The organism is Actinomadura macrotermitis (assembly GCF_009604375.1).
Lineage (GTDB): Bacteria > Actinomycetota > Actinomycetes > Streptosporangiales > Streptosporangiaceae > Spirillospora > Spirillospora macrotermitis.
Map to the genome: position 1 here is coordinate 741,940 of NZ_WEGH01000001.1, position 25,721 is coordinate 767,660.

The following is a 25,721-nucleotide window of genomic DNA, read 5'->3' on the forward strand; positions in this document are numbered from 1 at the left end:
CCATACCGACGTTGCAGTGATGCTATCCGTTCCCCAATGATCCCTTATGAGGTCCCGCTCACCCGGGCCAGGTGAAGGCACCGGCCGGGCTGCGCGAGACTGGGGGGCAGGCGAGAGGAGGCAGCGGTGCGGGGAGCGGGCGACCAGCGGCGCCGCGGGCGCGACGGCGCCGCTGCGGACGGCGCGGCCGAGGCCAAGGAGACGGCCGCGACGGCCTTCTACGACATGGACCAGGCGCAGAAGTACCTGCAGGGCCGGGTCACCGTCTTCGCCGACCTGGACGCCGAGGCCGCGGCGCCCGCGCGGCGCGAGTTCGCGGCCCTGTCCGAGGCCGCCGACGCCGCCTCCCTCGCCTACATCGCGGTGGTGGACGCCCATCCCTTCGACGGCCGGGACCGGTCGGCGGCCGACTGGGACGCCGCGCGCCGCGGGTTCGCCGCCGTCACCGAGCGGCTGCGCAAGATCAACGCGGATCTGAACGGGTTCGCCGAGCGGCTGGCGCCCCGGATGACGCGGCTGGAGGCCGCGCTGGACCGGCTCCCGCCGAAGCTGGCGGCGGCGCGCGAGGCCGTCGCGGCGGCCGAGGAGGCCGTCAACGCCGGCCGCGCGGCCGGGATGGACGCGAGCGACCCCGAGGCCGAGCTGAACCGCGCCAAGGAGGGCCTCGCGCTGCTGGGCTCGCAGGGGCTCGGCGGACTGGGGCTGAACGGGGCGATCGACAAGGCCGAGGAGATCCGGCGGATCGCCGAGAGCGCACGCGAGGCCGCCGCGGAACTTCCGCGCATGGCCGAGAAGACGCGCAACTCCCTCACCTCGGTCCGCACGCGGGTGGAGATGGTCGCCGGACGCGTCGGCCCCGTCCAGGAGGCCATGAAGAAGCTTCTGCGGGGTTATTCGCAGGCGTGCTGGCAGGATCTGCGCGGAGCGCCGGAATCCATCCAGGCGGGCGTTGAGCGCGCGCGCGAGCGGCTGGACGAGGCGTCCGCGCACGTGTCCCGTTCCGAGTGGAAGCAGGCGCAGCAGGCCCTCACCGCGGCCCGCACCGAACTGAACGCCGCCGACCGCCGCGCCGGGCAGGTCACCGGCCGTGTCGCCGAACTGGACGCGGCGGCCGCCGACCCGGACCGGCCCGCCGAGACCGCCCGGTTCGCCGTCCGCGACGCGCAGCGGCTCGCCATGGCGCAGCCGGGCGGCCCGGCCCCGCACCACGTGCGGGTGCTGGACGGCCTCGTCGCCCGGCTGGAGCAGGCCCCCGGGCGCCTCACCGGCGCCCATCCCGACTACTGGGCCTACCTTCAGGAGCTGGAGTCGATCAGGACGGAGGCGGGCGACGTGGTCACCCGCATCCGCTCCGAGCGCGCGCAGGGCCACGGCTAGGCGAACAGCGTCTCGCCCCAGTACCCGCCTTCGCGGACACCCGGCGGGCACGCGAACACCCCGGATCCGACGTGCTGGACGTACTCGTTCATCGCGTCGGTCGCCAGGTTGCGCTGCACCCGGATGAACCCGGTGCGCGGGTCGCGCTGGAAGGCGATGAAGAACAGGCCCGCCTCCAGCCGGCCGAGGCCGTCGGTGCCGTCGGTGAAGGAGTAGCCGCGCCGCAGGATGCGCGAGCCGCCGTTGCTGTCGGGGTGGGCGAGGCGCACATGCGCGTCCGGCTTCATCTTCGACAGGTCGGGCTTGTCGCGCTCCTTGGCCTTGCCGGCCGGCGCGCCCTCGCGCTTGTCGCGGCCGAAGACGTCCTGCTGCTCGCGCAGCGGGGTGCGGTCCCAGGTCTCGATGTGCATCCGGATGCGGCGCGCCACCAGGTAGGAGCCGCCCGCCATCCAGTCCGCGCCGTCGCCCTTGCCCGCCCACACGTGCTCGTCCAGCGCGGCGGCGTCGCCGCCGGAGATGTTCTCGGTGCCGTCCTTGAACCCGAACAGGTTGCGCGGGGTCTGCGCGTCGGGCGTGGTGGAGGAGGTCTTGCCGAACCCCAGCTGGGACCAGCGGACCGCGACCACGCCGAACCCGAGGCGGGCCAGGTTGCGGATGGCGTGCACGGCGACCTGCGGGTCGTCGGCGCACGCCTGCACGGCGATGTCGCCGCCGCTGCGGTCGGGGTCGAGGTTGTCGCCCGGGAAGTGCGGCAGGTCGGCCAGGGCGGCGGGCCGCCTGGCCTTCAGCCCGAACCGGTCCTTGCCGTCCTTGTCGAACAGCGTCGGCCCGAACCCGATCGTCAGGGTGAGCCGGGACGGCGGCAGGCCGAGCGCCTCGCCGGTGTCGTCGGGCGGCGCGACGGCGGGGCCGCCGACCGCGCCCGCCCCGACCGGGCGGCCCTGGGTCATCGCCGCCGCGGCGGCGGTCCACTCCTTGAGCAGCCGGACCAGGCGGGCGCGGTCGTCGGTGATCACGTCGAACGTGGCGAAGTGCAGCCGATCCTGCACCGGGGTGGCGATGCCGGCCTGGTGCGGGCCGTGGAAGGCGATCGCGTCCGCGCCGGGCGCGCGGTTCTCCTCGGCGGCGGCGACGCGGTCCAGCCCGGCGCCGGCGGCGGCGCCGACGAGCAGGCTCGCGCCGGAGAAGCCGAGCATGCGGCGCCGTGAGAGGGGCGCGCGCCCCTGAGCGGCGGACTCCCCGGTGTTCCGATCGGCCTCGGTCACTTCCCGATCACTCCCGCGAGCTTGGAGAGGGGTTCGCCGAGCGCGTTCACCGCGTCGGCGAGCTTCTTGCGGTCGGCCTTGCCGACCTTGTCGTAGGAGACGTACCCGTCGCCCTCGGCGTACTTGCCCAGCAGCTCCTCGACATTGGCGAACTGCTTGTCGAGGTCCTGGGCGAGCTGGGCGTCCTTCTCCTGGACGACCGGCTTCAGCAGGTCGTAGATCTTCTTGGCACCGTCCACGTTGGCCTTGAAGTCGACCAGGTCGGTGTGGCTGAAGGCCTCCTCCTCACCGGTGACCTTGCCGGTCGCGACCTCGGTGAGCAGCTCGTTGGCGCCGGCGGCCATGTCGTTCACCGGGTCGATGGCCAGGCCCGGCAGCCGCGACTTCAGGTCCTCCAGGTCCTTGATCAGCTGGTCGGCGTACTTCTCCTTGCCCTTGACCGAGCCGTCCACCCACAGGGCCTTCTCCAGCAGGTGCCAGCCGGACCAGTCCTTCTTCTCCTCCGGCTTCAGGTCGGCCTCGCGGGCGTCCATCTTCGGGTCCAGGTCGCCGAACTTCTCGGCCACCGGCTCGATGGTCTCCCAGCCGACCCGCGACGGCGCGTACAGGCTCTTGGCCTTGGCCACGTCGCCGGCCTTCACGGCGGCGGCGAACCGCCGCGTCTTGGCGATCGTGTCGTCGACGTTGGCGACGACGTAGGCCTTGTAGTCCTCGGCGGCCTTGGTCAGGCGCGGGTCGCCGGCGCCGGCGGCCGCACCGGTGACGGTGACGTCCTGGGTCGGGCCCTTGCCGGTCTGGCCGGGGCTGCACAGCAGCTTGTAGGTGCCGGCCTGCAGGTTGACCACGAAGTCGACGGTGGTGCCGGGGCCGATGTTCTCCCGCTCGGACAGGACCTTGCCGTCGGGCTTGGTCACCTCGAACTCGTTGACCTTGGAGCCCTTGTTGGTGATCTGGAAGGTGGTCTTGCCCGCCTTCAGGTCCTTCTTCGCCACCTCGCAGGTGGAGTCGGTCGCGGTGATCGCGACCGCGTCCCCGTTCCCCTTGCCCGCGTCCTTGCCGTCGTCACCGCCGCACGCGGAGAGCAGGGACAGCGAGACGGTCGCCACGCCGGTGAGGGCGAGGACGGAGGCAGGGCGCATGGGGACTCCAGGACAGGGCACATATGGTTAGGCTCGCCTAAATTAGCTAAGCCTGCCCTGAGTTAGTCAAGTCGCGCGCACGACAGTGACCCATCACACCGGTCACCAGCGGAGATCATCCAGCGCGATCGGCCCGTGCCGCGGTTCAGCGCGGCCGGTCGTGCAGGCCGATGGTGAGGTTGCGCGCGGCCATCGGCGGGCCGCCCGGCTGCGGCTCGCCGTAGGGCGGCACCGGCTGGTGGTGCGGCGGGTACTGCTGCTGGTGCTGCTGATGGGCGGGGTAGCCGGTGTGCTGCGGCTGCTCGGCCCACACGGCGGTGCCGTAGGCGCAGACCTCGTGGCCGCCGCCCGCGAGCAGGGCGGTGTCGAAGCCCATCCCCACCACGGCGTTGGCGCCCCGGCGCCGGGCGTCCTCGGCGAGGCGCTCGATCGCCTCGCGGCGGGCCGCGGCGAGACCGACGCCGGCCTGCTCCCCCGTCACCCGGAAGGTCGAGCTGCTCGGCGAGGAGGGGCCGCCCGCCGGGCCCGGGTTCGCCTGGACGGCCGTCCCCAGGACCTCGCCGAGTACGTTGCGGATGTCGTACCCGGCCAGGCCGTCAGTCGTCACGATCAGCATGCGCCTTACGGTAATCGACGGAACCGACATTCCGCACCGTCATCCCGGTTCGCCCACTTCCTCCACGGCGCTGGTGCCCGACCCCCGCCTGGACTCCCACGCCCACTCCTCGTCCAGCCGCAGCCGGCCGTCCGGCAGCACGGTGACGGCCGAGACGCAGTGCCCGCCGGAGGTCTCGCCCTTGTCGTTCAGCTGGCTGTAGCGGAAGTCCAGGACGTCGCCGCGGCGCGTCCCGACCAGGAAGCCGCGGCGGATCGCGCCGCCGTCGTACTCGCCCCAGATCTCACCGCCGGTCTCGTGGTAGGTGAACAGGGTCGCGGGCGCGATCTCGCCGCCGACGACGTCGGCGACCGCGCGGAAACGCCGCCCGTCCAGCGAGGGGGCGGCCGGGGTGGTCTCGATGCTCATGGCGCGCACCCTACGGGACGCCCCCGGCCTCTCCTCCCGTAGGCCGGGGCGTCCCGCGAGAGCGCCTAATCGAGGTATTCGCGCAGCATCTGCGCCCGCGACGGGTGGCGCAGCTTGGCCAGCGTCTTGGACTCGATCTGGCGGATCCGTTCCCGGGTCACGCCGAACTCGCGGCCGACCTCCTCGAGCGTGCGGGGGTGCCCGTCGGTCAGGCCGAAGCGCAGCTGGATGATGCGCTGTTCCCGGTCCGACAGCGTGCCGAGGATGTCCTCCAGCTGGTCCTGGAGCAGGATGAACGCCGCCGCCTCGATCGGCACGACGGCGTCGGAGTCCTCGATGAAGTCACCGAGGTCGGAGTCCTCCTCGCCGATCGGCGACTGCAGCGACACCGGCTCCTGGGCGATGCGCTGTATCTCCACCACGCGGACCGCCGACAGGCCCATCTCCAGGCCGATCTCCTCGGGCGCCGGCTCGCGGCCGAGGTCCTGGTGGAGCTGGCGCTGCACCCGGACCAGCTTGTTGATGGTCTCCACCATGTGGACCGGGATCCGGATGGTCCGGGCCTGGTCCGCGATCGCCCTGGTGATCGCCTGGCGGATCCACCATGTCGCGTAGGTGGAGAACTTGAATCCCTTGGTGTAGTCGAATTTCTCGACCGCGCGGATCAGTCCGAGATTTCCCTCCTGAATCAGGTCGAGGAACAGCATTCCCCGGCCCACGTAGCGTTTGGCGATCGAGACGACCAGGCGCAGGTTCGCCTCGATCAGACGTTGCTTCGCCCGCATTCCCTCGCGGGAGAGCAGTTCGAGGTCGAGTGTTTTCGCGCGGGAGAGGACGGCGGTGTGCGCCAGCTTCTCCTCGGCGAAAAGTCCCGCCTCGATCGATTTTGCCAGTTCGACTTCATCTTCTGCCGTGAGGAGCGGTACGCGACCGATTTCCCGCAGGTAGATCCGAACCAGGTCGCTCGTTGGCGCCCGCTTGCCGAGGTCTCCCTCGTCCGCCCGCTGGACGTCCTCGGTCTCGTGAGGAGACTCGAGGACCTCCACCCCCTGCTCGGCGAGCATTCGGACGATCTTCTCCAGGGAATCGTCCGGCAAGTCGGAGCGATCGAGTGCGGCAGCGACGTCTTCGACGGTCACACCGCCGCGCTCTTTGCCACGTGCGACAAGGTCCGCCACCTGGTCAACCGATGGCGCCTCGCTTGGCAGCACCGAAGGGCCCACGTGGACAGTGTGCGTCAGCCCGGCCCTAGATCACAGGACCTATTTTGCTGTCCCTTGACTTACTGGCTTCCAAGCCCGCGCTCGCGCATCACCCGTCGCTGCTGCTCAAGCGCGACAAGATCGCCGAACAGGCGCGCATACTCCTCGGCCTGCTCGACCGGATTCAGCCGCCCGAGTTTAGACTTGACGTCCGCGATCTGCCTGGTGAGCTGCCTCTCCTGGATACGGGCCAGCAGTTCTACGGCATACCGGTCACCCGATTCATGCGCGGAGTGCACCGGCTCCACTGCGAGGCGCGTTATCAGCCCCTTGACCTGCTCGTTCGGGGCGTGCTCGAGGAGCAGCGCGACCCACTCGGCGTCGCCGCCCGCGGCCGTCACCCCGCCCGCCGCCGCGATCACCGCGCGCACCTCGGCGTGCGGCGGCGCGATGTAGACCTCGGCCGGCACCCCGTCGAAGACCGGCCCGAGCACGCCGGGCCGCTGCAGCGCCAGCTTCAGCAGCTCCCGCTCGCGCTGCACCTCGGGGTCGTTCGGGTCGTAGGACGGCCGCTCCACGATGGGGGCCTGCGCCGCCTGGCCCGGACGGCCGCGGCCGCGCGCCGTCAGCTCGCGGACCCGGCGCAGCACGAACTGCTCGTCCATGATGCCGAGCCAGCGGTCCAGGCTGACCGCGTACATCTGGCGCAGCGACCGGTCCTTGATGCCCGCCACCACCGGCGCGGCGGCGTCGAGGGCGGCCAGGCGCCCCTCGGCGGTGTCGAGGTTCTTGCCCTCGATCGCGTTGCGCACGGCGAACTCGAACAGCGGCAGGCGGGAGGCGACCAGGTCGCGCACGGCCGCGTCGCCGTGCCGGATGCGCAGGTCGCAGGGGTCCAGGCCGTCGGGCTGCACGGCCACGAAGGTCTGGGTGACGAACTTCTGCTCGTCGGCGAAGGCGCGCAGCGCGGCCTTCTGCCCGGCCGAGTCGCCGTCGAAGGTGAAGATCACCTCGCCGCGGAACTCGTCCTGGTCCATCAGCAGCCGCCGCAGCACCTTGATGTGCTCGTCGCCGAACGAGGTGCCGCAGGTCGCGATCGCGGTCGGCACGCCCGACAGGTGGCAGGCCATCACGTCGGTGTAGCCCTCGACCACCACGGCCTGCCGCCGCCGGGCGATCTCCTTCTTGGCCAGGTCGGCGCCGTAGAGGACGTTGCCCTTGTGGAAGAGCGGCGACTCAGGGGTGTTGAGGTACTTGGGGCCTTCGTCGTCGTCGTAGAGGCGGCGCGCGCCGAAGCCGATGACGTCGCCCGACAGGTCGCGGATCGGCCAGATCAGCCGGCCGCGGAACCGGTCCATCGGGCCGCGCCGGCCCTCCCGGGCCAGCCCGCCGGTGATCATCTCCTGGTCGGCGAAGCCGCGGCCGCGCAGGTGCCGCACGAGCGCCTCCCACTCGCGCGGCGCGAAGCCCACCCCGAACCGGGCGGCGTCGGCGTTCTCGAAGCCGCGCTCGGACAGGAACTTGCGGCCGATCGCCCCCTCGGGCGAGGCGAGCTGCTCGGCGTAGTACTCGGCGGCGGCCTTGTGCGCCGCGAGCAGCCGGGCGCGCTGCCCGCCGTCCTGGCGGGGCGTGTAGCCGCCCTCCTCGTAGCGCAGCTGGACGCCGGCCTTGCCCGCCAGCCGCTCGACGGCCTCGGAGAACGACAGGTGGTCGATCTCCTGGACGAACTTGATGACGTCGCCGCCCGCCCCGCAGCCGAAGCAGTGGTAGAGCCCGCGCGCGGGGGTCACGTTGAACGAGGGGGACTTCTCGTCGTGGAACGGGCAGAGCCCCTTGAGGTTCCCGCCGCCCGCGTTGCGCAGTTGCAGGTACTCACCCACCACCTCGTGGATGGGTGACCGCTCGCGTACGAGCGCGATGTCCTCATTGCGAATCCGGCCTGCCACGACCACGGAGTCTAATCTCGCCCTACGACAGCCAGGGCCCGGTGTGACCCCGCCGCTGCCGGACAGACTGAGGGGCATGACCAGATCCTTGGTGTGGGTGAAGCCCGCGGGCGCCGAACTGGCCGAGGTCGCGCTGGGGGCGGGGCGGCTGGACGCGACCGGGACGGCCGTCGGCGGCGACCCGCTGCCGTACCGGCTGGAGTACGAGCTGACGACCGGCGACCGGTACGTCACGGCGCGGCTCCTCGTGCAGGCGCACGGGGAGGACGCCGAGACGGGGCCGTGGCAGCGGCGGCTGGAACTGCTCAACCGGCCCGAGGGCGAGTGGACGGTGAACGCGCGCGCCGAGGGCCATGTGGCACTGCGGCCGCCGGGCGGCGACGCGACGGCGCTGGCGGGCGCGCTGGACTGCGACCTCGGGCTGTCGCCGCTGACCAACTCCATGCCGGTGCTGCGTTCGGGGCTGCTGGAGGGAGGCGGGCCGCTGGAGCACCTGATGGCGTGGGTGTCGGTGCCGGACCTGGCGGTGCTGCCGTCGCGGCAGGTGTACGAGTTCCTGCGGCGCGACGGCGACCGGTCCGTGGTCCGCTACCGCAGCGAGCGGTTCAGCGAGGAGATCGTGTTCGGGGCGGACGGCCTGGTGCTGGACTACCCCTCGATCGGCCGCCGGGTGTGATCTTGGTTTGTGAAGTCCCTGTAAACAAGGTTCGCCGGGCGTTCCGCCGCCGCCGGGCCTGTCGCTAGCGTCGGGGCGTGCAGATCTCCCCCCGTGAACAGGAGCGCCTGCTGATCCACGTGGCCGCCCAGGTGGCCCGGGACCGGCGGGCGCGCGGCCTGCGGCTGAACCACCCGGAGGCGACCGCGATCATCGCGGTGCACATCATGGAGGGCGCGCGGGACGGACGCTCGGTGGCCGAGCTGATGGAGTCCGGCCGGACCGTGCTGACCCGCGACGACGTCATGGAGGGCATACCGGAGATGCTGGACTCGGTCCAGATGGAGGCGACCTTCCCCGACGGCACCAAGCTCGTCACCGTACACCGGCCCATCCCGTGATCCCGGGCGAGATCGTCCCCGGCGCGGAGCCGGTGGAGCTGAACCCCGGGCGGCCGCGCGTCGCGGTGACCGTCGTCAACACCGGCGACCGGCCCGTGCAGGTCGGGTCGCACTACCACTTCGCCGACGCCAACCCGGCGCTGGAGTTCGACCGGGAGGCGGCCCGGGGCACCCGGCTGGACGTCCCGGCGGGCACCGCGGTCCGGTTCGAGCCGGGGCTGGTCCGCGAGGTGGCGCTGGTGCCGCTCGCCGGGCGCCGGATCGTCCCGGGCCTGCGCCTCGACCCGGCGGGAGCCCTGGATGACTGAGCGGGCCCGCGGCGGCTGGACTGAGGAGCGAGGGACGAGCGACGAGGGAAGCCGCCGCGAAAGAGGCCCGCGAAGCGGCGAGCGGAGGCGAGCCAATGAGCACTGAGATATCGCGGGCCCGCTACGCGGAGCTGTACGGGCCGACCGCCGGCGACCGGATCCGGCTCGCCGACACCGACCTGTTCGTCGAGGTGACCGAGGACCGCAGCCGCGGCCCGGCGGGCGCCGGCGACGAGGCGGTGTTCGGCGGCGGCAAGGTGATCCGCGAGTCGATGGGCCAGGCCCGCGCCACCCGCGCCGAGGGCGCGCCCGACCTGGTGATCACCGGGGCGGTGGTGCTGGACCACTGGGGCGTGGTCAAGGCCGACGTGGGCGTGCGCGATGGCCGGATCACCGCGCTCGGCAAGGCCGGCAATCCCGACACGATGGACGGCGTCCACCCCGACCTGGTGATCGGCCCGAGCACCGAGGTGCTGGCCGGCAACGGCAAGATCCTCACCGCGGGAGCGGTCGACTCGCACGTGCACCTCATCTGCCCGCAACTGCTGGACGAGGCGCTCGGCGCGGGCGTCACCACGCTGATCGGCGGCGGCACCGGCCCCGCCGAGGGCACCAAGGCGACCACGGTGACCGGCGCCTGGTACCTCGGCCGGATGCTGGAGGCGCTGGACGGCCACCCGGTCAACGTGGCGCTGCTCGGCAAGGGCAACACCGTGTCGCAGGACGCCTTGTGGGAGCAGCTGCGGGCGGGCGCGTCGGGCTTCAAGCTGCACGAGGACTGGGGCTCCACGCCCGCCGCGATCGACGCGTGCCTGCGCGTCGCGGACGCCTCGGGCGTGCAGGTGGCGCTGCACTCGGACACGCTGAACGAGGCCGGGTACGTCGAGTCGACGCTCGGCGCGGTCGCGGGCCGCTCGATCCACGCCTACCACACCGAGGGCGCGGGCGGCGGGCACGCGCCCGACATCATCACGGTCGCCGCGCACCCGAACGTGCTGCCGTCCTCGACGAACCCGACCCGCCCGCACACGGTGAACACCCTGGACGAGCACCTGGACATGCTCATGGTGTGCCACCACCTGAACCCCTCGGTGCCCGAGGACCTGGCGTTCGCCGAGTCGCGCATCCGGCCGACGACGATGGCGGCCGAGGACGTGCTGCACGACCTCGGCGCGATCTCGATGATCGGGTCGGACTCGCAGGCGATGGGCCGGATCGGCGAGACGGTGATCCGCACCTGGCAGACCGCGCACGCGATGAAGCTGCGGCGCGGCGCGCTGGCGGGCCCCGCCGACAACCTGCGGGCGCGCCGCTACGTCGCCAAGTACACGATCAACCCGGCGATCGCGCACGGGCTGGACGGCGAGATCGGGTCGGTCGAGCCGGGCAAGCTCGCCGACCTGGTGCTGTGGGACCCGGCGTTCTTCGGCGTCCGCCCGCAGGTGGTACTGAAGGGCGGGATGATCGCCTGGGCGATGATGGGCGACGCCGGCGCCTCCATCCCGACGCCGCAGCCGGTGCTGCCGCGCCCGATGTTCGGCGCCGCGCCGCCGGTCGCCGCGTCGGCGTCGCTGCACTTCGTGTCGCCCGCCGCGCTGGAGGACGGCCTGGCCGACCGGCTCGCGGTCCGCCGCGCGCTGGTCCCGGTGAAGGACACCCGGGGGCTCGGCAAGACGGACATGCCGCTGAACGACGCGCTGCCGCGCATCGAGGTCGAGCCCGACACCTTCACCGTGCGGATCGACGGCGATGTGGTGGAGCCCGCGCCCGCGCGCGAGCTGCCGATGGCCCAGCGGTACTTCCTGTTCTGATGCGCGCTTCGCTGCTGCTGCTGGCCGATTCCCGGCTGCCCGCCGGGGGCCACGCCCATTCGGGCGGGGTGGAGCCGGCGGTGTCGGCGGGCGTCATCGGTGACGTCCCGGCCTTGGCGGACTTCCTGCGGGGGCGGTTGGCCACGTCGGGGCTGGTGGCCGCCGCACTCGCCGCCGCCGCCTGCGCGCACGCGTTGGAAGGCGGCGATGCGTGGGCGCTGCTGGACGCCGAGGCCGATGCCCGCACTCCGTCGCCCGCACAGCGCAAGGCAGCGCGCGCGCAGGGCAGGTCCCTGTTGCGGGTCGCCCGGACGACATGGCCCGCGCGCGCTCTGGAGGCCCTGGCCGTCGTCTCGCCGGACGGCCCGCACCATCCGCTCGTCCTCGGCGCGGCCACCGCCTCACTGGGCGGGACACCGCACGAGGCCGCCGCCGTCACCGCCTACAACGCGGTGACGGGTGGGGCGTCCGCCGGCGTCCGGCTGCTCGGCCTGGACCCGCTGGAGGTCAACCGCGCCCTCGCCGCCCTGGCCGAGGACGTGGACGCCGTCGCCGCCAAGGCCGCCGCCTGCACGGACGGCCCCTGGACGGCGCTGCCCGCCGCCTCCGCTCCCCTGCTCGACATCTACGCCGAACTGCACCTGCGCGCCGATCTGCGCCTCTTTGAATCCTGACGAGGAGACCCCATGGGCGAGCACCATGAGCACGACCCGCACGACGCCGCCCCCGCGCACGGCCGCCCCCTGCGCCTCGGCATCGGCGGCCCCGTCGGCAGCGGCAAGACCGCTCTCACCGCCGCGCTCTGCCGCGCGCTGCGCGGCGAACTGGAGGTCGCGGTCGTCACCAACGACATCTACACCACCGAGGACGCCGACTTCCTGCGCCGCGAGGCGGTGCTGCCCGACGACCGGATCACCGCCGTGCGCACCGGCGCCTGCCCGCACACCGCGATCCGCGACGACATCTCGGCCAACCTGGACGCGGTGGAGGCGCTGCAGGCGCGCCACCCCGGGCTCGACCTGGTCATCGTGGAGAGCGGCGGCGACAACCTGACCGCGCTGTTCAGCCGGGGCCTGGCCGACCGGCAGATCTTCGTGCTGGACGTGGCGGGCGGCGACGACGTCCCGCGCAAGGGCGGCCTCGGCGTCGCCGCCGCCGACCTGCTGGTGATCAACAAGACCGACCTGGCGCCGCTGGTCGGCAGCGACCTGGCGGTGATGGGCCGCGACGCCGCGAAGGTCCGCGACGGCAAGCCGGTCGCGTTCACCAGCCTGCGCGAGCAGCCCGGCGCGCCCGAGGTCGCCGGCTGGGTCCGCGACGCCCTGCGCACCTGGTGACCAGGTCCTACACCGCCCGCGCCGCCGTCACCGCCACCTGCGCGGACGGCGTCACCCGGCTGACCCGGCTGCGCTCGGACGGGCCGCTCGCGCTGCGCGAGGCCGCCGGCGCCGTCCACCTGGTGGGCGCGGCGGCCGGCCCGCTCGGCGGCGACGACCTGGAGCTGGAGCTGCGGGTCGGGCCCGGCGCCCGGCTGGCGGTCCGCTCGGCCGCCACCGCGGTCGCGCTGCCCGGCGACGGCGCGTCGCGGATGACGGTGCGCGCCGAGGTCGGCGCGGGCGGCCGGCTGGACTTCGCGCCCGAGCCCACGGTCGCGGCGCGCGGCTGCGACCACCGCGCCGCCGCCGAGATCGCCCTCGCCGGGGACGCGACGCTGCGGTGGCGGGAGGAGCTGGTCCTCGGCCGCCACCGCGAGCCCCCGGGACGCCACACCGGCCGGTTCGACGTCACCGTGGACGGCGTCGCCCTGCTGCGGCACGAGCTGCGGATCGCCGACCGGTACGCCGGGCCCGCGGTCCTCGGCGACGCGGGCGCCGCGGGCAGCGTCCTGCTGGCCGGGCCCGGCCTCGGCCGCGAGCCGTACGCCGCCGCGGGTCTGGCGGTGCTGCCGCTCGCCGGGCCCGGCGTTCTGATCACCGCCGTCGCGGCCGACTCCGCCGGGCTGCGGCGCCTCCTGGACGAGGGCGAGGATTTTGTCACCGGCATGCCCTAGGCTGACCCCGACAGAAATTCCATAGGCTGTACGGAGTTATGGGGGCGGCGGATGGACCAGCGGCACGAGGCGGACCGGCACGACGTCATCGAGGTGCGCGGCGCCCGGGAGAACAACCTGACCGGCGTCTCGCTCGACATCCCCAAGCGGCGGCTCACCGTCTTCACCGGGGTGTCGGGCTCGGGCAAGTCCTCGCTGGTGTTCGGCACCATCGCGGCCGAGTCGCAGCGCCTGATCAACGAGACCTACAGCACGTTCGTGCAGTCGTTCATGCCGAGCCTCGGCCGGCCCGAGGTGGACGCGCTGCGCAACCTCAGCACCGCGATCGTCGTCGACCAGGAGCGGATGGGCGCCAACGCCCGCTCCACCGTCGGCACCGCCACCGACGCGCACACCATGCTGCGGATCCTGTTCAGCCGCCTCGGCACCCCGCACGTGGGCACCTCCGGCGCGTTCAGCTTCAACCTGGCCGAGGGCATGTGCCCCGACTGCGAGGGCCTCGGCCGCGCCTCGCAGATCGACGTCGACGAGCTGGTGGACCGGGAGCTGTCCCTGAGCGAGGGCGCGATCAAGGTGCCCGGTTTCACCGCCGACAGCTGGTACGTGCAGATCTACGCCCAGTCCGGGTTCGTGGATCCGGACGCCAAGCTCAAGGACTACACGCCTCAGCAGTGGGACGACTTCCTGTACAAGGCCGGCACCAAGGTCAAGGTGGGCAAGAGCAACCTCGGCTACGAGGGCCTGGTCGTCAAGGTCCAGCGGCTCTACCTGGGCAAGGACCGCGAGTCGCTGCAGCCGCACATCCGCGCGTTCGTCGACCGCGCGGTCACCTTCACCGAGTGCCGGGCCTGCGGCGGCAGCCGGCTGAACCAGGCCGCGCTCTCGGCCAAGATCGACGGCCGCAACATCGCCGACTGCGCGTCCATGCAGATCAGCGACCTGGCCGGCTTCGTCCGCGGCATCGACGACGAGTCCGTCCGGCCGCTGCTGGCCACGCTGACCGGCACCCTGGACTCCCTGGTCGAGATCGGCCTCGGCTACCTCAGCCTGGACCGCACCTCCGGCAGCCTGTCGGGCGGCGAGGCGCAGCGGGTGAAGATGGTGCGCCACCTCGGCTCCAGCCTCACCGACGTCACCTACGTGTTCGACGAGCCGACGGTCGGCCTGCACCCGCACGACATCGAGCGGATGAACGCGCTGCTGCTGCGGCTGCGCGACAAGGGCAACACCGTCCTGGTCGTCGAGCACAAGCCCGAGACGATCGCGATCGCCGACCACGTCGTCGACCTCGGGCCCGGCGCGGGCACCGCCGGCGGGCGGATCTGCTACACCGGCGACGTGGCGGGCCTGCGCGCCTCCGACACCCTGACCGGCCGCCATCTGGACCACCGCGCCCGGCTGCGCGCCGAGCCGCGCCCGGCCGCCGGCCACATCTCCATCACCGGCGCGACCCGGCACAACCTCAAGGACGTCAGCGTCGACATCCCCCTCGGCGTCCTCACCGTCGTCACCGGCGTCGCGGGGTCGGGCAAGAGCAGCCTCGTCCACGGCTCCCTGCCGGGCCGCGACGGCGTGGTGGTGGTCGACCAGTCCGCCATCAAGGGGTCGCGGCGCAGCAACCCGGCCACCTACACCGGCCTGCTCGACCCGATCCGCACCGCGTTCGCCAAGGCCAACAAGGTCAAGCCGGCCCTGTTCAGCGCCAACTCCGAGGGCGCCTGCCCCAACTGCAAGGGCCTCGGCCTCGTCTACACCGACCTGGCGATGATGGCGGGCGTCGCGTCGGTCTGCGAGGAGTGCGAGGGCCGCCGCTTCACCCCCGAGGTGCTCACCTACACGCTGCGCGGCAAGAACATCGCCGAGGTCCTCGCCATGCCGGTCGCCGAGGCGCTGGAGTTCTTCCCCTCCGGCAACGCGCACCGGATCCTGGCCCGCCTGGCCGACGTCGGCCTCGGCTACCTCAGCCTCGGGCAGCCGCTGTCCACCCTGTCGGGCGGCGAGCGCCAGCGGCTGAAGCTGGCGATCCAGATGGCCGACAAGGGCACCGTCTACGTCCTGGACGAGCCGACCACCGGCCTGCACCTGGCCGACGTGGACAAGCTGCTGGCCCTGCTGGACCGCCTGGTCGACGACGGCAACACCGTCATCGTCATCGAGCACCACCAGGCCGTCATGGCGCACGCCGACTGGATCATCGACCTCGGCCCGGGCGCCGGCCACGACGGCGGCCGGGTCGTCTTCACCGGCACCCCCGCCGCCCTGGTGGCGGACGCGGGCACCCTCACCGCCCGCCACCTGCGCGCCTACCTCGGCTGATCCCGGCGCGAGGACCATCGGAACAGATCACGAAAGGGGCGGAGCATGCCGGTACGCGTGGCGGAACCGGGCGACCTGGCCGCGGTGGTGGCCCTGATCGAACACGAGGACGCGGTCATGGATCCGTCCGAGGTGCACATCGGCGACGCGCACCGGCGCGCGTTCGCCGCGATCGCGTCCGATCCTCGCAACGAGCTGCTGGTCCTGGAAGACGAGGAGCTCGGCGTCGTCGGCTGCCTCCACCTCACCCGCATCCCCGGCCTCGGCCACGGCGGTGCGGAACGCGCCCAGCTGGAAGCCGTCCGGGTGCGCCCCGACCTGCGGGGCCGCGGGTTGGGGCGCCACCTGGTCACCGCGGCGATCGCCCGCGCCCGTGACCAGGGCTGCACGCTGGTCCAGCTGACCAGCAACAAACGGCGCGCGGACGCCCACCGCTTCTACACCTCCCTGGGCTTCGACCGCAGCCACGAGGGCTTCAAGCTGGACCTGACCAGAACAGACGCCCCGGCCTGAGCCTCGCCTCGCCTGGGATGAAGTTGTCCCGCTTCCCGGCCGCCCTGTGAGCAGGGCGGCCGGGAAGCGGGCGCATGACGTCGCCGCCTTACCGGGCAACCCCCGAGCCGCCGGCCGGGGAGGGAAGCCCGGTTCGAGACTCCTCTTGATTCCTGGTCTGGTTGTGGTCGACTGGCGGTGAGCCCCGCAGCCGCCCGGGATCCCGAACCGGGCGATGGGGCCTGCTTCGAAAGCACCGTGCCGACGTCCGTGGGTGCTCGGCGCGGTGTCCGCTTGGGAGGAAGCATGTCCCGACGCCGTCTCGTGAGCCCTCTGCGAGGAACGGGCCGTGCGGAAGCGTTCGTGCTCGTCTCGCCGGGCACGGTCGCCGCGCTCCGGTCGGTCCGAGCCGCCTTCCTCCGCGGCGACACCACCACCGGCTGCTGAGCGCCGGCCCCAGCGAGGAGACCTCGATGCGCACGAAGGCACTGTCCGCTCTCGCCACCCTCACCCTCGCCACCGCGGGCGCGGCCGTCCCGCACACGGCGCACGCCGCGATCGTCGACGCCCACTGCTCCGGCACGTTCACCCGGACCTACAGCCCGGCGGTGACCAACGTCTCCCAGCCGGTCGCCGTCACCAGCACCGACACCTACAGCACGTGCACGGTCGGCCCGGCCGGCACCGGGGCCACCTCGATGACCCTGCCGCTGTCCTGCGTCAACCTCACCACCGGGCCCGCCACCACCGAGACCATCACCTGGGCCGGCGGCGGCACCAGCACCGTCGCCTGGAACCCCCCGACCATCGCCGAGCAGACCGTCGTCTTCACCGGGACCGTCACCGGCGGCCTGTTCACGGGCGCCACCGCGACCAAGACCACCGCCGGGACCAGCTACCTCACCAGCGTCCTGCAGTGCCTTCAGGGCACCCCCGTCAGCCAGACCACCGGCCTCATCGCCGACCTTCTCATCACCTCCTGAGCGGGCCCGGCGTCAGGAGCGGCGGCGGGCGAACAGGACGGCGTCGTGGATGGTGACGTCGCGGCCCTCCGGGGTCGTCGCGGTGCGGGGGCGGGAGTCGGCGGCCAGGATCTCCCAGGCGGCGGGGTCGAGGGAGGCGGCGACCTCCTCGGCGGTGTACATCATGTCCGGGAAGTGCATCCGGCGGACCGGGGTCCACAGGTCGGACGGGTGGTGGCCGACGATCAGGAGGGTGCCGCCCGGGGCCACGGCGTCGGCCAGGCGGGCGAACAGCTCGCGGCGGGGCTCGGACGGCAGGTGCATGTACTGCGCGGTCACCAGGTCGTAGGAGGCGGCGGCGGGCGGCTGTTCGCGCAGGTCGGCGTGCGTCCAGGTGATGCGGTCCGCGATCTGCGGGCCGGCGGCCGCGGCGTGGGCGGCGGCCCGTTCCAGGGCAGTGGCGGAGATGTCGGCCGCCGTCACCTGCCAGCCTCGCCCGGCGAGCCAGATGGCGTCGGCGCCCTCGCCGCAGCCGATGTCGAGGGCGCGGCCGGGCGGCAGATCGGCGGCCTCGGCGACGAGCCGGGGGTTGGGGTTGCCGCTCCACACCGCCGGGCGGGCGCGGTAGCGCTCCTCCCAGGCGTCCGCCTCGAACATGATGCGCGCCTGGTGGCGGTGATCGTCGACGGCGGCGCGGGTGTCCGCGGCGACGAGGTCGGCGTTGATCGCCGCGCCGGCGGCGAGGCCCGCCGCCGCGGCCGTGATGACCTGCGCGAACGGGTCGGTCACGTTGCCCGCCGCCCACACGCCGGGCACGGCGGTGGCCCCGGCCGGGCCGGTGGGGACGGCCTCGCCGATGACGTGCCCCTCGATCTGCACCTCCTCCGGCTTCAGCCCGAGCGATTCCAGCACGCCGCCGCGCGCGGTGAGGCGCGTGGTGACGACGAGCGCGTCCAGCGCGACGGTTTCGCCCGAGGCGAGCCGGACGCCGGTGAGCGCGTCGCCGGTCACCTCCAGGCCCGCGACGGGGCCGTCCACGACGGCGATGCCCCGCGCGGCGAGCCGCTCGGCCTGCTCGGCGTCCGGCGCCGGCGCGCCGTGCTGGAGCAGCAGCACCTGCGGGCTCCACTGCCGCCACAGGTTCGCCTGGGCGATGGCGAGCGGCCCGGTGGCGAGGACGCCGATCCGCCGGTCGCGGGCCTCCCAGCCGTGGCAGTACGGGCAGTGCAGCACGTCGCGGCCCCAGCGCTCGGCCAGGCCGGGCACGTCGGGCAGCTCGTCGGTCAGCCCCGTCGTCACCAGCAGGCGGCGTGCCCGCACCTCGCGGCCGTCGTCCAGGGTCACGGTGAAGCCGTCGCCCAGCTTCGCGGCGGACTCGACGCGGCCGGTGACGATCTCGCCCCCGTACCGGGTCACCTCGTCACGCCCGGCCGCCACCAGCTCGGCGGGCGGCGTGCCCTCGCGGCCCAGGTAGTTGTGCACGTGGCCGGCGGGGGCGTTGCGCGGGTCGCCGGCGTCCACCACCAGCACCGACCGGCGGGCCCGCGCCAGCGCCAGCGCCCCGCTGAGCCCGGCGGACCCGCCGCCGACCACCACTACGTCGTAAGCCTCGTTCATCGTGTTTCCTCTCCCCTCGTGTGCGCTCAAGGTGCATCAGCGGTCGCCGTTTTGGCGAGAAGATTTGCTGTTATGGCAAACGGGGGCCGCCCCTGCGGGCCGTCAGACGGCGCGGCGGGTGAGCGCGAAGCCGCCGAGGACCAGGGCGGCGGCGGTATAGCAGGCCAGGACGCCGAGCCCCTTCCACGGGCCGATCGGCAGCGTGTTCAGCCGTTCGGTCGCCTGGACGGCCAGGCCGGCGGGCATCGGCGTGTACTTCTCCAGGCGGGCGTGCCAGTCCTTGTCCTTGACGAGCTGGCTGAGGACCGGGGAGAGGAACAGCAGCGCCAGAACGGCGGTGATGCCGCCCGCGCTGTCGCGCAGCGCGGTGCCGAGGCCGAGCGCGAGCAGCGCGATCAGGACCAGGTACAGGACGGTCCCGGCCGCCGCCCGCAAGGTCGTGCCGTCGGTGAGGTCGGGCGCGGCGAAGCCGTGGCCCGGCAGGACGGCGCGGCCGACCAGCAGCGAGCCGGCCACGCCGGCCGTCCCCGCCGCGCCGACGGCGGCGGTGAGGACGGCGGCCTTGTCCAGCAGCACGCGCAGCCGGCGGGGCTCGGCGGTGAGCGTGAGCGCGATCGTGCCCGTCCCGAACTCGGCGCCGACCGCGAGGACGGCGAGCACCGCCGCCATGACCTGCGCCAGCCGGACCCCGTTCAGGCTCAGCCTGGTGGTGTCCTCGAAGCACTCGGCCGGCGTCGGGCAGTGCTCGGTGCTCGCCCCGGCGACGGCGGCGTAGCCGACCGCGACCAGGGCGAGGGCGGTCGCGGCCAGCAGCCACGGCGTGCTCGGGACGGTCCGCAGCTTGGTCCACTCCGCGCGCATCACGCGTCCGTGGCCCGCAGCCGCCACGCGGCGGCGCCGAGCGCGGCGGCGGCGTAGCAGCACAGCACCCCGAGCCCGGCCCAGGGGCCGATCGCGGTGTCGTAGCGCTCGATGGTCTGCTGGACCGCGAACCCGGCGGCCGGGGTGAGCCGGCCGAGCCACACCGCTGCCGACACCGGCAGCCCGGTCGCCACGATGTAGGGCGCCAGCAGCAGCACCAGCGCGATGGTGATCGCGGCGGCTCCGTGCCGGACCAGCGCGCCGATGCCGAGCGCGAACAGCGCGATGACCCCGAACAGCAGCCCGGTGCCCAGCAGGGCCCGCAGCGCCGCGCCGTCCGACAGAGGCGGCAGGTTCCCGCCGCCCAGCAGGAAGGAGCCGAACCCGGCGGCCAGGCCCGCCGCCGCCGCGACCGCGCCGAGCACGACGGCCTTGGCCGCGAGGACCCGGCCGCGCCGGGGGCTGGCCAGGAAGGTGGTGCGGATCATCCCGCGCCGGTACTCGGCGGAGACGAACAGGACCGCGAGCGCGATGATCGCGGCCTGCCCGATCAGGGTGCCCGACAGGGCGCGGCGCGTCTCGTCGCCGGCGAAGCGGTCCGGCCCGATGTCGCCGCCCCCCGCCAGCTCGATCCGCCCGGCCGGCCAGGGCGCGGCCGGTGCGGGCGTCATCGCGGCGTTGTCGAAGAACGCCCGGTTCCCGTCCCCGGTTGGCTGCCCGCTGATGGACTCGCCGCCGAACTGCCGCACGACCTTGACGTCGTCGGGCGAGGCGACGAACAACCCGGCCTGGACGGTGCCGGTCAGGCCGCCGACGGTGAACCGGCCGGCCCGCTGCCAGGTGCGGCCGTCGGCCGAGACGTAGCCGGTGACCGTGGTCCCGGCGCGGGTGAGCCGCAGCCAGCGCGGCGCGCCGCCGGAGCCGGCGGCCCGGTTCTCGCCGCCCGACTGCATCCGCACGCCGTGCCCCTGCGTCACCATGATCGCGACGTGCGGGCCGTGCCGCTGGTCGCCGCGCCGGACGATCAGCCCGGCCTTGGCCCACGCCCGGTCGGCGGTCAGCGCGGCCACGCGGGCCGTCACGGTGCCGCCGGCCGGCAGGTCGCGCAGCTCGAACTTGCGCGGCGCGCCCGGGGGCGCCTCCGGCCCGCCGCCGCCCTTGTGCATGTCGCCCGACGCGGACAGCACCGCGATCAGCAGCGTCAGCGCGACGGCGGCCAGGAGCGTGAGCCCCCAGCGCGGCACCGTGCGCAGCTTGGTCCACTCCGCGCGCAGCAGCCGGGCGAACCCGTCGTCGCCGGTCATGACGCCTCCGCCCGGTGCTCGACGGCGTCGCGGGTCAGTTCCATGTACGCCTCCTCCAGCGTCGCGCGGTGCTCGGTGATCCCGGAGAACTCCACGCCCGCGCCGGTCAGCGCGGCGATGATCCGCTCGGCGGACAGCCCGGCGACGGTGAGGGTGTCGCGGGCACCGGCCGAGACCGTCGCGCCGGCCCGCGACAGCACCGTCATCGCCTCGCCGCGCCGCCCGGTGCGCAGCTCGACGCGGTCGCCGGACGCGGCGGCCAGCAGCTCGCGCACGCCGGTGTCGGCGATGAGCCGGCCGCGGCCGATGACGACGAGATGGTCGGCGCTGCCCTCCAGCTCGCCCATGAGATGGCTGGACACCAGGACGGCGCGGCCCTCGCCGGCCAGCGACCGCAGCAGCCCGCGGATCCACGCGATGCCCTCGGGGTCCAGGCCGTTGACGGGCTCGTCGAACATCAGCACCGGCGGGTCGCCGAGCAGCGCGGCGGCGATGCCGAGGCGCTGGCGCATGCCGAGCGAGAACCCGCCGGCGCGGCGCCGCGCGGCCGACTCCAGGCCGACCGCGGCGAGGACCTCGTCCACGCGCCGCACCGGCAGCCCGTTGGAGTGCGCCAGCCAGAGCAGGTGGTCGCGCGCCTTGCGGCCGGGGTGGACGGCCGACGCGTCGAGCATCGCGCCGACCGCGCAGAGGGGGGTGCGCAGCGTCCGGTAGGGCCGCCCGCCGACCAGGGCGGTGCCGGCGTCGGGCCGGTCCAGCCCGAGGATCATGCGCATGGTGGTGGACTTGCCGGCGCCGTTCGGCCCGACGAACCCGGTGACCTGCCCCGGCCGGACGGTGAACGTCAGGTCGTCGACGGCGAGGGCGGGCCCGTACCGCTTGCGCAGGCCCCGTACTTCGATGCTCGCTTCCATGCCGGGAACGCTACGGAACCGGCCATCCCGGGGCGTCCCACCGCGGAGCCGTCTTTCCCGGCGCCCGCCGGGGGACGCGATGTCCCTCACGTGAGGGACCCCAGGACATGGTCGTTGCCGCCACAATGGCGGCTGTGAAGCGCACCGCGGTCGTCCTCTGCCTCCTGGCCGCGGGCGAGGCCGTGCTCCGCACGAGCGACCCGGGACTGCTGCTGGCCGCCGCCCTCGCCGTCGGCCTCGCCGCGACGGCGCCGCTGGCGCTGCCGGCCACGGCGGCCACGGCAGCGGCGATCACCGTCACGGCGGCGCTGACGGTCGCGCTCTACGGGTGGCCGGCGGTGACGGCGGTGGCCGCCGCCGCCCTCGCCTGGGGCGTGCTCGCGCGGCGCCGGTACCGGCGGCTGCGCGCGGAGCGGGCGGCCCGGCGCGCCTCCCAGCGGGTGTTCGAGGACACCCTGCTGGAGCTGACCGCGCGCGGCGAGCGGGCCCGCATCGCCCGCGAGCTGCACGACGTGGTGGCGCACCACATCTCGATGATCTCGGTGCAGGCCGAGACGGCGCGGCTGGCCACGCCCGGCATGCCCGCGCTCGGCGCCGAGCGGCTGCTGGCGATCGGCGACACCGCGCGCACCGCGCTCACCGAGATGCGCCGGCTGCTCGGCGTGCTGCGCGAGGACGCCGGCGCCGAGCCGACGCGCCGCCCGCAGCCGGGGCTGGAGCAGCTGCTGGACCTGGTCGACGGGGCGCGCGAGTCGGGCGGCGCGGCGACCCGGCTGATCGTGCGCGGCCGGGTCGCGCCGCTGGACCCGGGGCTGGAGCTGACGGCGTACCGGATCGTGCAGGAGGCGCTGACCAACGCCCGCAAGCACGCGCCGGGCGCGGCCGTGGACGTCGAGGTCGACTACGGGGACGGCGAGCTGCGGCTGCGCGTCCGCGACAACGGCCCGGGCCCGGCCGGCGGCCCGCACGGGCACGGGCTGCTCGGCATGCGCGAGCGCGTCGCGACGGTCGGCGGCAAGCTGCGCACCGGCCCCGCCCCCGCCAACGGCTTCCTGGTCGAGGCCGTCCTGCCCACGGGAGGAGACCGATGAGCGCCATCCGGGTCGTCGTCGCCGACGACATGGAGGTCGTGCGGGCCGGGTTCGCCGCGCTGCTGGACACCCAGCCCGACCTGGCGGTCGCCGGGACCGCCGCCGACGGCGCCGAAGCCGTCCGCCGCTGCGCCGAGCTGGATCCGGACGTGGTGCTCATGGACGTGCGGATGCCGGTGATGGACGGCATCGAGGCGGCCCGCCGCATCACCGCCGCCGGCGGGCCCGCGCGCGTCCTCATGCTGACCACGTTCGACCTGGACGAGCACGTCTACGACGCCCTGGTGGCGGGCGCGAGCGGCTTCCTGCTGAAGGACGTCACGGCCGAGCGGCTGTTCGACGCGGTCCGCGTCGTCGCGGCCGGCGAGGCGCTGCTCGCGCCGGGCATCACCCGCCGGCTCATCGGCGAGTTCGCGCGGCTGCGGCCCCGCCCGGCCGCGCCCGCGCTCGCCGCGCTGACGCCGCGCGAGACCGACGTGCTGCGCCTGGTCGCCGAGGGCCTGTCCAACCCCGAGATCGCCGCCCGGCTGGTGATCGGCGAGGAGACGGTGAAGACGCACGTCAGCCGGGTGCTGCGCAAGCTCGGCCTGCGCGACCGGGTCCAGGCGGTGGTGACCGCCTACGAGTCGGGCCTGGTCGTCCCCCGCACCGGCGCCGGCTGACCCGCCGCCGGCAGCGGGCGTGATCTGCACCACAACTCCCGTGTCCACCCGGACGGCGTTCGACGATCTTGCTGCGGGTTCGCCGACCGCGTCCCGGGACCTCTCTCACCAGCGCGGACACGCTTCTCCTCGCGTACACGGGGCGTTCTTCCATGATCCATTCGGCGGGCTCATCCTCCGAATGCCCCGATCCGCTTCCTCCCTAGGGAAGGCCCGATGAGTCAGCCGTCGCGCTGGTTTCTTGTCCCCCTGGCCCTGCTGGCGCTCCTGCCGCTGGCCGTCACCGTCCCCGCACACGCGCAGGCCCCGGCCGGCAAACACTGCGTGCAGCGCGCGAAGGAGACGAAGGTCTCCTGTTACGACACGCTGACCAAGGCGATCGCCGCCGCCACCGGGGGCCGCGTGTCCGACGCCCCCGCCGACCCCGCCAAGGCCATGAACAGCGCCCGGCTCCGCCGCGAGCTGGAGTCGCCCGCGGCCAAGGCCGCCGGCGCCAGGGCGGCCGGCGCCGACACCGTCGTCGGGATCATCTACCGCGACTACGACTTCGGCGGCGCCTCCCTGACGATGGTCGGGTACGGCACCTGCACCGCCAACCGGTCCGCCTGGTTCGCCCGGCTCTTCGACCCGTGGAACGACGCCGTCAGCTCGTTCAAGACCTACAACGACTGCATGGCGACCTTCTACGAGCACTGGGACGGGCAGGGCGAGCGGACCCAGATGATGGGCGGCGCGTGGACGGGCATGCCCGACGGCTGGAACGACCGCGCCAGCGGCGTGCTGTTCAGCGAGGGCCCCTCGATCACCCGGCTCCTCAAGGACTGCGGCAACGCCGCCGGCAAGTGCGAGTTCACGCCGAAGGGGCAGCCGTCCTACTGGACCAAGGGCGCCGAGCAGGTCGCCTGGGACTACAACTGCACCAAGACCAACCAGACGCACACCATGTCGTTCGAGCACACCACCGGCGGGGAGAACTCGGTGTCGACCGAGATCTCCGTCACCGCCGGGTTCGACTTCCTGACCAAGTTCGAGGTCCAGTTCAAGGCCTCCTACGGCCACCGCTGGAGTTGGTCCGACACCTTCCGCGACACGCCCTCGCAGACCGTGCGGCCGTTCTACATCGGCCGGCTGACCCGCGCGGTGCCCATGCAGACCGGGCAGGGCGACTACGACATGTGGTACCCGGGCAAGATGTGGGGCCACTACAACTGGAAGGTCTTCAACTTCTGGGGCACCGGCCCCGTGCCGCAGAAGGCCGGCACCTACGGCTGGCACGAGGAGAAGATGTCGACCGCCAGCAAGAAGCAGCTGTGCGGCTCGGCCAAGAGCGCCGCGCGTGACGCCGGCGTCCAGCGGACCACGAGCACCAAGGGCCTGCCGGAGCTTCCCGACACCCTGCGCGTCGTCGCGGGCTGACCCGCGCTTCCCTGCAGCCGCCGCCCCTGGAACACCCGGGGGCGGCGGCTCTGCACATGTCGGCGGGCGCTGTCACAGCTTCACTCCCGGGTCGCCGTTGAGCAGCGCCTTGATCGCCATCACGGCGTCGGTGACCCGGTCCGCCTCCGCCACCGGGAACCGCCACGCGGTGAAGAACCACAGCCGCCCGCCGTCCTCCGCGCGCGGACCGGCGCTGATCACGTCGGACGGGTGCGCCTGGCAGCAGCCCGCCACGCCGGGGTTCTCGACGCGCAGCCCTTCATCGGTGAGCTGCGCGCGGAGCCCGTGTGCGCGCAGCACCGTGCCCAGCGCGTCGAGCCGCGCCTTGCAGTCGGGGTTCATGGATCGCTCGCCTCCTGAGTGACGGTCCCTCCTGGCCCCGTCCGGCGGCGCGGACACCGGACGGAGCGCCTACATCAATAGGGTAACCCGTGGTTACCCCGTTCAACCGGTGAATACCCAGGGCTCCTTAGGGTTGGATCATGAGCACGCCGCTGGACGGACCCCGGCCCCTCTATCTGCAGGTCGCGGACATCATCGAGGCCCGCATCGCGGACGGCACCTACCCCGCGAACACGCCCGTCCCGAGCGTGCGCGGCATCCGGGAGGAGTTCGACGTGTCCGCCCGGACGGCGGAAGCGGCCCTGGCCGTGCTCAAGGAACGCGGCCTGGTGGTCAGCGCGGTCGGCAAGGGGACCTACGTCCTGCCGGCCGACCAGCGCGGCGCGTGACGGCGGCGTTCGATCCCCTCGGGGCTCGGGCGCCCGTCGGCGGTCCTCCGTGGGGGACATTTCTGCTTCGGTGCCTAAAAGGGTGATTCCCTCGACTTTCCTCCGTGCACATCTTGACCTGGAGCCCCCTCCGGCTCGCACAGTGGAAGGACGACG

Annotated in this window: 26 protein-coding genes; 15 read left to right on the forward strand and 11 right to left on the reverse strand. The window is 73.6% G+C overall.

The features are described from left to right. Positions 1-126 precede the first annotated feature (126 nt). Positions 127-1,377, forward strand: coding sequence for a molecular chaperone DnaJ (locus ACRB68_RS03400; protein WP_328593697.1), 1,251 nt, complete (start codon positions 127-129; stop codon positions 1,375-1,377). On the opposite strand, the gene efeB is transcribed toward ACRB68_RS03400, so the two are convergent. The 6 genes from efeB to dnaG all read right to left on the reverse strand — a co-directional run bounded on the left by efeB (position 1,374) and on the right by dnaG (position 7,953). Next, positions 1,374-2,642, reverse strand: a complete 1,269-nt coding sequence (efeB, locus tag ACRB68_RS03405; RefSeq protein ID WP_328593698.1) for an iron uptake transporter deferrochelatase/peroxidase subunit — start codon at positions 2,640-2,642, stop codon at positions 1,374-1,376. The genes ACRB68_RS03400 and efeB overlap by 4 nt on opposite strands. Beyond that, positions 2,639-3,781: an iron uptake system protein EfeO gene (gene efeO / locus ACRB68_RS03410; protein ID WP_153530777.1), complete on the reverse strand. Its 1,143-nt coding sequence runs from the start codon at positions 3,779-3,781 to the stop codon at positions 2,639-2,641. The genes efeB and efeO overlap by 4 nt, the downstream gene beginning before the upstream one ends. Positions 3,782-3,926: 145 nt before the next feature. Next, positions 3,927-4,397 (reverse strand): YbjQ family protein, encoded by a 471-nt coding sequence (locus tag ACRB68_RS03415; protein ID WP_153530778.1) that lies wholly within the window; start codon positions 4,395-4,397, stop codon positions 3,927-3,929. A 39-nt stretch (positions 4,398-4,436) separates the two neighbouring features. Continuing rightward, the gene (locus ACRB68_RS03420) at positions 4,437-4,805 is read right to left on the reverse strand and encodes a hypothetical protein (protein WP_153530779.1); all 369 of its coding nucleotides are present in this window, start codon (positions 4,803-4,805) and stop codon (positions 4,437-4,439) included. Between the two features lie 65 nt (positions 4,806-4,870). Further along, positions 4,871-6,016, reverse strand: a complete 1,146-nt coding sequence (rpoD, locus tag ACRB68_RS03425) for an RNA polymerase sigma factor RpoD (RefSeq protein ID WP_328594067.1) — start codon at positions 6,014-6,016, stop codon at positions 4,871-4,873. A gap of 71 nt (positions 6,017-6,087) precedes the next feature. Beyond that, positions 6,088-7,953 carry a DNA primase gene (gene dnaG / locus ACRB68_RS03430; protein WP_328593699.1) on the reverse strand — a complete coding sequence of 622 codons (1,866 nt, stop codon included), beginning with the start codon at positions 7,951-7,953 and terminating at the stop codon, positions 6,088-6,090. Between the two features lie 76 nt (positions 7,954-8,029). On the opposite strand from dnaG, the gene ACRB68_RS03435 reads away from it, so the two are divergent. From ACRB68_RS03435 to ACRB68_RS03480, 10 genes are all read left to right on the forward strand, one after another. Continuing rightward, entirely contained in the window at positions 8,030-8,629 is a 600-nt protein-coding gene (locus ACRB68_RS03435; protein ID WP_153530782.1) for a putative glycolipid-binding domain-containing protein, read from the forward strand. Between the two features lie 77 nt (positions 8,630-8,706). Continuing rightward, on the forward strand, positions 8,707-9,009 hold the full coding sequence (locus ACRB68_RS03440) for an urease subunit gamma (RefSeq protein WP_328593700.1): 303 nt from the start codon (positions 8,707-8,709) through the stop codon (positions 9,007-9,009). Further along, positions 9,006-9,317 carry an urease subunit beta gene (locus ACRB68_RS03445; protein WP_328593701.1) on the forward strand — a complete coding sequence of 104 codons (312 nt, stop codon included), beginning with the start codon at positions 9,006-9,008 and terminating at the stop codon, positions 9,315-9,317. The genes ACRB68_RS03440 and ACRB68_RS03445 overlap by 4 nt, the downstream gene beginning before the upstream one ends. A gap of 95 nt (positions 9,318-9,412) precedes the next feature. Next, positions 9,413-11,128 (forward strand): urease subunit alpha, encoded by a 1,716-nt coding sequence (locus tag ACRB68_RS03450; protein ID WP_153530783.1) that lies wholly within the window; start codon positions 9,413-9,415, stop codon positions 11,126-11,128. After that, a complete protein-coding gene (locus ACRB68_RS03455) occupies positions 11,128-11,802 on the forward strand; it encodes an urease accessory protein UreF (RefSeq protein ID WP_207709562.1) in 675 nt (224 codons plus the stop codon). Before ACRB68_RS03450 ends, ACRB68_RS03455 begins: the two co-directional genes overlap by 1 nt. A 12-nt stretch (positions 11,803-11,814) precedes the next feature. Then, positions 11,815-12,465 (forward strand): urease accessory protein UreG, encoded by a 651-nt coding sequence (ureG, locus tag ACRB68_RS03460; RefSeq protein WP_153530784.1) that lies wholly within the window; start codon positions 11,815-11,817, stop codon positions 12,463-12,465. Continuing rightward, the gene (locus tag ACRB68_RS03465; RefSeq protein ID WP_328593702.1) at positions 12,462-13,178 is read left to right on the forward strand and encodes an urease accessory protein UreD; all 717 of its coding nucleotides are present in this window, start codon (positions 12,462-12,464) and stop codon (positions 13,176-13,178) included. Before ureG ends, ACRB68_RS03465 begins: the two co-directional genes overlap by 4 nt. Positions 13,179-13,229: 51 nt before the next feature. Beyond that, positions 13,230-15,494: an ATP-binding cassette domain-containing protein gene (locus tag ACRB68_RS03470; protein ID WP_153530786.1), complete on the forward strand. Its 2,265-nt coding sequence runs from the start codon at positions 13,230-13,232 to the stop codon at positions 15,492-15,494. Positions 15,495-15,539: 45 nt separating this feature from the next. Continuing rightward, entirely contained in the window at positions 15,540-16,007 is a 468-nt protein-coding gene (locus ACRB68_RS03475; protein ID WP_153530787.1) for a GNAT family N-acetyltransferase, read from the forward strand. A 452-nt stretch (positions 16,008-16,459) separates the two neighbouring features. Beyond that, on the forward strand, positions 16,460-16,969 hold the full coding sequence (locus tag ACRB68_RS03480) for a hypothetical protein (RefSeq protein ID WP_153530788.1): 510 nt from the start codon (positions 16,460-16,462) through the stop codon (positions 16,967-16,969). A 12-nt stretch (positions 16,970-16,981) separates the two neighbouring features. Here the strand turns inward: ACRB68_RS03480 and ACRB68_RS03485 are convergent, their stop codons facing one another. From ACRB68_RS03485 to ACRB68_RS03500, 4 genes are all read right to left on the reverse strand, one after another. Further along, positions 16,982-18,565, reverse strand: coding sequence for a methyltransferase domain-containing protein (locus tag ACRB68_RS03485; protein WP_153530789.1), 1,584 nt, complete (start codon positions 18,563-18,565; stop codon positions 16,982-16,984). A 102-nt stretch (positions 18,566-18,667) separates the two neighbouring features. Beyond that, positions 18,668-19,426 (reverse strand): ABC transporter permease, encoded by a 759-nt coding sequence (locus ACRB68_RS03490; protein ID WP_153530790.1) that lies wholly within the window; start codon positions 19,424-19,426, stop codon positions 18,668-18,670. Further along, positions 19,426-20,730 (reverse strand): DUF1349 domain-containing protein, encoded by a 1,305-nt coding sequence (locus ACRB68_RS03495; protein WP_153530791.1) that lies wholly within the window; start codon positions 20,728-20,730, stop codon positions 19,426-19,428. The genes ACRB68_RS03490 and ACRB68_RS03495 overlap by 1 nt, the downstream gene beginning before the upstream one ends. Continuing rightward, complete coding sequence (locus tag ACRB68_RS03500) at positions 20,727-21,644, reverse strand: ABC transporter ATP-binding protein (RefSeq protein WP_153530792.1); 918 nt, start codon at positions 21,642-21,644, stop codon at positions 20,727-20,729. Before ACRB68_RS03500 ends, ACRB68_RS03495 begins: the two co-directional genes overlap by 4 nt. 134 nt (positions 21,645-21,778) lie before the next feature. Here ACRB68_RS03500 and ACRB68_RS41940 point away from each other — a divergent pair, with 134 nt between their 5' ends. The 3 genes from ACRB68_RS41940 to ACRB68_RS03515 all read left to right on the forward strand — a co-directional run bounded on the left by ACRB68_RS41940 (position 21,779) and on the right by ACRB68_RS03515 (position 24,813). Beyond that, positions 21,779-22,735 (forward strand): sensor histidine kinase, encoded by a 957-nt coding sequence (locus tag ACRB68_RS41940; RefSeq protein ID WP_207709563.1) that lies wholly within the window; start codon positions 21,779-21,781, stop codon positions 22,733-22,735. Then, complete coding sequence (locus ACRB68_RS03510; RefSeq protein ID WP_153530794.1) at positions 22,732-23,397, forward strand: response regulator; 666 nt, start codon at positions 22,732-22,734, stop codon at positions 23,395-23,397. Before ACRB68_RS41940 ends, ACRB68_RS03510 begins: the two co-directional genes overlap by 4 nt. A gap of 216 nt (positions 23,398-23,613) precedes the next feature. Further along, positions 23,614-24,813 (forward strand): hypothetical protein, encoded by a 1,200-nt coding sequence (locus ACRB68_RS03515; protein ID WP_153530795.1) that lies wholly within the window; start codon positions 23,614-23,616, stop codon positions 24,811-24,813. Positions 24,814-24,885: 72 nt separating this feature from the next. Here the strand turns inward: ACRB68_RS03515 and ACRB68_RS03520 are convergent, their stop codons facing one another. After that, a complete protein-coding gene (locus ACRB68_RS03520) occupies positions 24,886-25,176 on the reverse strand; it encodes a hypothetical protein (protein ID WP_153530796.1) in 291 nt (96 codons plus the stop codon). A gap of 140 nt (positions 25,177-25,316) precedes the next feature. Between ACRB68_RS03520 and ACRB68_RS03525 the strand changes: the two genes are divergently transcribed. Continuing rightward, a complete protein-coding gene (locus ACRB68_RS03525; protein ID WP_153530797.1) occupies positions 25,317-25,565 on the forward strand; it encodes a winged helix-turn-helix domain-containing protein in 249 nt (82 codons plus the stop codon). Positions 25,566-25,721: the final 156 nt, after the last annotated feature.

Excerpts from the sequence above, each read along its gene's own strand:
- ACRB68_RS03435 (WP_153530782.1), top strand. The coding sequence starts at position 8,030 with ATGACCAGATCCTTGGTGTGGGTGAAGCCCGCGGGCGCCGAACTGGCC.
- ACRB68_RS03515 (WP_153530795.1), top strand. The coding sequence starts at position 23,614 with ATGAGTCAGCCGTCGCGCTGGTTTCTTGTCCCCCTGGCCCTGCTGGCG.
- ACRB68_RS03520 (WP_153530796.1), bottom strand. The coding sequence starts at position 25,176 with ATGAACCCCGACTGCAAGGCGCGGCTCGACGCGCTGGGCACGGTGCTG.
- efeO (WP_153530777.1), bottom strand. The coding sequence starts at position 3,781 with ATGCGCCCTGCCTCCGTCCTCGCCCTCACCGGCGTGGCGACCGTCTCG.
- ACRB68_RS03500 (WP_153530792.1), bottom strand. The coding sequence starts at position 21,644 with ATGGAAGCGAGCATCGAAGTACGGGGCCTGCGCAAGCGGTACGGGCCC.
- ACRB68_RS03475 (WP_153530787.1), top strand. The coding sequence starts at position 15,540 with ATGCCGGTACGCGTGGCGGAACCGGGCGACCTGGCCGCGGTGGTGGCC.
- ACRB68_RS03455 (WP_207709562.1), top strand. The coding sequence starts at position 11,128 with ATGCGCGCTTCGCTGCTGCTGCTGGCCGATTCCCGGCTGCCCGCCGGG.
- ACRB68_RS03510 (WP_153530794.1), top strand. The coding sequence starts at position 22,732 with ATGAGCGCCATCCGGGTCGTCGTCGCCGACGACATGGAGGTCGTGCGG.
- ACRB68_RS03450 (WP_153530783.1), top strand. The coding sequence starts at position 9,413 with ATGAGCACTGAGATATCGCGGGCCCGCTACGCGGAGCTGTACGGGCCG.
- ACRB68_RS03420 (WP_153530779.1), bottom strand. The coding sequence starts at position 4,805 with ATGAGCATCGAGACCACCCCGGCCGCCCCCTCGCTGGACGGGCGGCGT.
- ACRB68_RS03485 (WP_153530789.1), bottom strand. The coding sequence starts at position 18,565 with ATGAACGAGGCTTACGACGTAGTGGTGGTCGGCGGCGGGTCCGCCGGG.
- ACRB68_RS03415 (WP_153530778.1), bottom strand. The coding sequence starts at position 4,397 with ATGCTGATCGTGACGACTGACGGCCTGGCCGGGTACGACATCCGCAAC.
- ACRB68_RS03490 (WP_153530790.1), bottom strand. The coding sequence starts at position 19,426 with ATGCGCGCGGAGTGGACCAAGCTGCGGACCGTCCCGAGCACGCCGTGG.
- ACRB68_RS03525 (WP_153530797.1), top strand. The coding sequence starts at position 25,317 with ATGAGCACGCCGCTGGACGGACCCCGGCCCCTCTATCTGCAGGTCGCG.
- ureG (WP_153530784.1), top strand. The coding sequence starts at position 11,815 with ATGGGCGAGCACCATGAGCACGACCCGCACGACGCCGCCCCCGCGCAC.
- ACRB68_RS03470 (WP_153530786.1), top strand. The coding sequence starts at position 13,230 with ATGGACCAGCGGCACGAGGCGGACCGGCACGACGTCATCGAGGTGCGC.
- ACRB68_RS03495 (WP_153530791.1), bottom strand. The coding sequence starts at position 20,730 with ATGACCGGCGACGACGGGTTCGCCCGGCTGCTGCGCGCGGAGTGGACC.
- ACRB68_RS03480 (WP_153530788.1), top strand. The coding sequence starts at position 16,460 with ATGCGCACGAAGGCACTGTCCGCTCTCGCCACCCTCACCCTCGCCACC.